This is a genomic window from Ilumatobacter nonamiensis YM16-303 (assembly GCF_000350145.1).
GTDB lineage: Bacteria > Actinomycetota > Acidimicrobiia > Acidimicrobiales > Ilumatobacteraceae > Ilumatobacter_A > Ilumatobacter_A nonamiensis.
Genome location: NZ_BAOL01000306.1, coordinates 1 through 3,736 on the forward strand (window position 1 = coordinate 1; position 3,736 = coordinate 3,736).

General features: G+C 67.2%; 3 protein-coding genes and 1 pseudogene. 2 read left to right on the plus strand and 2 right to left on the minus strand.

Annotation, left to right across the window (positions count from 1 at the left end; translation table 11 throughout):
- Window positions 1-30 precede the first annotated feature (30 nt).
- Window positions 31-1,434, minus strand: a complete 1,404-nt coding sequence (locus ON45_RS20110) for a pyridoxal-dependent decarboxylase (RefSeq protein ID WP_040496490.1) — start codon at window positions 1,432-1,434, stop codon at window positions 31-33.
- Window positions 1,435-1,525: 91 nt separating this feature from the next.
- Here ON45_RS20110 and ON45_RS20115 point away from each other — a divergent pair, with 91 nt between their 5' ends.
- A complete protein-coding gene (locus tag ON45_RS20115; protein ID WP_040496491.1) occupies window positions 1,526-1,840 on the plus strand; it encodes a hypothetical protein in 315 nt (104 codons plus the stop codon).
- Window positions 1,841-1,949: 109 nt separating this feature from the next.
- The gene (gene guaA, locus ON45_RS20120; RefSeq protein ID WP_040496492.1) at window positions 1,950-3,509 is read left to right on the plus strand and encodes a glutamine-hydrolyzing GMP synthase; all 1,560 of its coding nucleotides are present in this window, start codon (window positions 1,950-1,952) and stop codon (window positions 3,507-3,509) included.
- Between the two features lie 54 nt (window positions 3,510-3,563).
- On the opposite strand, the pseudogene ON45_RS24120 reads toward guaA, so the two are convergent.
- Window positions 3,564-3,736, minus strand: a pseudogene (locus ON45_RS24120) (hypothetical protein); the annotation flags it as partial.

Here is a 3,736-nt window from a genome sequence, read left to right on the forward strand (position 1 = left end):
ACGTGACGGGTCAGACCCGTCACGTAACGGTCAGGCGAGGGAGGCGAGGGTGGTCCAGGCGTGTTCGACGTGGACGGGGGTGGTCGTGCGGGCTCCGACCGAGATGCGCAGGACGGATCGGCCGTCGAGCACCGTGCGGGTGAAGTGGCCGGCGTCGCTGTCATTGGCTGCCTCGATGAGCGCGTCGGTCGCCTCGTTGCCGGCAACGTGCGCGAGACAGACCAGGTTCAGCGGGTGCGGTGCGACGATCTCGAAGCGTTCGTCGTCGCCGATCCACCCCGCGAGTTGCTGTGTCATCGACACGTGGTCGCGGATCATCCGGCGGAAGGCGTCGATGCCCTCGCAGCGGATCGTGAACCAGAGCTTGAGCGCACGGAAGCGGCGCCCGAGAGGAACCTGCCAGTCCCGGTAGTCGATCACCGCGCCGGCTTCGGCAGCCGCCGAACGAAGGTACTCCGGCAGGATGCTGAGCGCTCCGAGGAGTGATGCCCGGTCGCCGGTCCAGTACGTCGTGCAGTCGAAGTTCACGCCCATCCACTTGTGTGCGTTCGTGGCGTAGGAGTCGGCGAACTCGAGTCCGGCGTTGACCCACCGGAACTCCGGAACGAGCGCGGCGATCCCGGCCATCGCGCCGTCGACGTGCAGCCACACATCGTGCTCGCGACAGATCGCACCAATCGCGCCGGTCGGGTCGAAGGCCATCGACGACGTCGTGCCGTGGTTGGAGTTCACGAAGAACGGGATCAGCCCCGCCTCGATGTCGGCGCGAATCATCTCGTCGAGCGCGTCGGGACGCATCGCGAAGTCGTCGTCGAGCGGCACGATGCGGATCCGGTCGGTGCCGATCGCCGCGATCCGCAGGCCTTTCTCGATGCTCGAATGCGACTGCGATGTGGAGTACGCGACGAGTCTCGACGTGTCGCCGTCGACGTTGACCGCGCCACCGGTGGCGCGGTGGCGAGCGGACAGGATCGCGACCAACGTCGCCTCGCTCGCCGAGCCCTGCAGTACGCCACCACCCGATTCGCTGGTGGAGCGAAACTGTTCGGGCAGGTCGAGCAGCTCCTGCATCCAGTCGAGCATCAGCGTCTCGAGTTCGGTGCACGCCGGGGACGTGACCCAACTCATGCCTTGGACGCCGAGCCCGGCCGACATCAGCTCGCCGAGGATCGACGGGTACGAGTTGTTCGCGGGGAAGTACGCGAACCACTGCGGGTGCTGCCAATTGGTGACCCCGGGAAGGATCACCCGATCGACATCGTCGAGCACGGCGTCGAAACTCTCCGGCTCGGTCGGCGGATGTTCCGGCAGCGCGGCGCGCACGTCACCGGGATCGACCTCGGCCTGCACCGGGCGGTCCTCGATCCCGTCGAGGTAGTCGGCGATCCAGTCGATCACCTCGTGGCCGTGTCGACGGAACTCCTCGGGCGTCACCCGAGCGAGGGTAGGCGACCGACCTCGGCCCGACATCGGTCACGGCGCAGCCACCGTGCGATCGTCGCCGCCGACGGGTTGACTGGCACGCATGACCCGATGCCACCCGGCACGCATTCTCGTCGCGCTCGTCACGGTTCTCGTCGCGCTCGTCGGTCCGGTCGCGTCGCCGGTGGTGAGCGCGAGCGGCGGCGATGTCGAATCTCCGACACCGGTCACCGTCAGCGACTTCTACCCGGAGGAGAACAGCCTCAGCGACTGCCTCGGTCTCGTCGAGCGACCGGGCTGTGGGAGCGAGGAGCGCGGCGGATGGGGTCAGACGGCCGTGTTCACCCTGCTCGTGGTCGGATTGGGGATCATCTTCTGGCGCATCTCGGTCGGCGTTCGCCGGAATCGCCGGGAATGACGGCCAGGGCCGACTCCGACGCCCTGCGTCGCAGCGTCCGTCGGCGTCTACGATCGCCCCGGTGAGTCCCCCCGACGCTCCGGCCGACAACGACACCCGCGACCATCTCCTGCAGGAGCCGCGCGACGTTCACGACACCGTGCTCGTCGTCGATTTCGGTGCGCAGTACGCCCAGCTGATCGCCCGCCGTGTGCGTGAGCTGCAGGTGTTCTCCGAGATCGTTCCGAATCGCATCACCGCGGAGGAGATCGCGGAACGGTCGCCCGGAGCGATCATCTTGTCGGGAGGACCGGCGAGTGTCCACGTCGAGGGGGCACCGCAGCTCGATCCGGCGATCTTCGACCTCGGGATCCCGATCCTCGGCATCTGCTACGGCGCACAGCTGATCGCACAGCAACTCGGTGGCGTCGTCGGACGTGGAATGGCGGGGGAGTACGGACGGACCCAGCTCGCCCGATCCGGCGACTCGCTCGTGCTCCCCGACGATGCTCCGACCCAGCACGAGTGCTGGATGAGCCACTTCGACGGGATCACCGAACTGCCCGAGGGTTTCGTCGCCACGGCAACGTCGGCTGGGGCACCGGTCGCGGTGCTGGAGAACGACGAGCGCAGGATCTACGGCGTCCAGTTCCATCCCGAGGTCGTCCACTCGCCGTACGGGATGGGGACGATGGCGCGCTTCGTCCACGAGCGCGCGGGATTGGCGCCCGACTGGAAGATGTCGTCGGTGATCGACGAGCAGGTGGCCGAGATCCGTGCTCGCGTCGGCGACGCACGAGTGATCTGCGGGCTGTCGGGCGGAGTCGACTCGTCGGTTGCCGCGGCGCTGGTCCACAAGGCAATCGGCTCCCAGCTGACCTGCATCTACGTCGACACCGGCCTGATGCGCAAGGGCGAGAGCGAGCAGGTCGTCGAAACGTTCCGGCGCAACCTCGGCATCGAACTGATCCACGCCGACGAGGGCGAATCGTTCTTCGAAGCACTCGCCGGACTCACCGAACCCGAGTCGAAGCGCAAGGCGATCGGTGAGCGGTTCATCCGGGTGTTCGAGAAGTACACGGGCGGACTGAGCGAGGCCGAGTTCCTCGTGCAGGGAACGCTGTATCCCGACCTGATCGAGTCGGGTGGGGCCGATGGCACCGCGTCGGTGATCAAGAGCCACCACAACGTCGGCGGCCTCCCCGACGACATGGAACTCGAGTTGATCGAACCGCTGCGGGATCTGTTCAAGGACGAGGTCCGCGCACTCGGAACCGAACTCGGGTTGCCCGACGAAATGGTGTGGCGTCAGCCGTTCCCCGGTCCCGGGCTCGGCGTGCGGATCATCGGCGAGGTCACGCCGGAGCGGGTCGGGGTGCTCCAGGAAGCCGACGCGATCGTCCGTCATGAACTCGCGGCCGCCGGTCTCGAACGGTCGATCTGGCAGTCGTACGCCGCGTTGCTCGCCGATGTCCGCTCGGTCGGGGTGATGGGCGACGAGCGCACGTACGGCCATCCGATCGTGATCAGGGCCGTGACCAGCGACGATGCGATGACGGCCGACTGGGCGCGGGTGCCGTACGAGACGTTGGAGATCATGAGCCAGCGGATCATCAACGAGGTCGACGGTGTCAACCGGGTCGTCTACGACATCACCAGCAAGCCCCCGGGCACGATCGAGTGGGAGTGAAAGCCGCGCCGAGCTGACGACCGAGCCGGTCAGGCTCGTGACTGTTCGCAGAACCTAGGTTTCACACCGCATCGTGAGTTCGGCGAGACACGTGTCGAGTCCGGATGCTCCGTCGGCTGAATCTTCCTCGCCCGCCTCGCCGTCGAGGTGGTCATCGCCTGACCCCCCATGCATGGTGTCGTTGTCGCCGCCCCCGAAGAGTTGGTCGTTGCCGGCGCCGCCGTAGA

Coding starts and splice junctions, on each gene's coding strand:
- ON45_RS20115 (WP_040496491.1), top strand. CDS start 1,526: ATGACCCGATGCCACCCGGCACGCATTCTCGTCGCGCTCGTCACGGTT.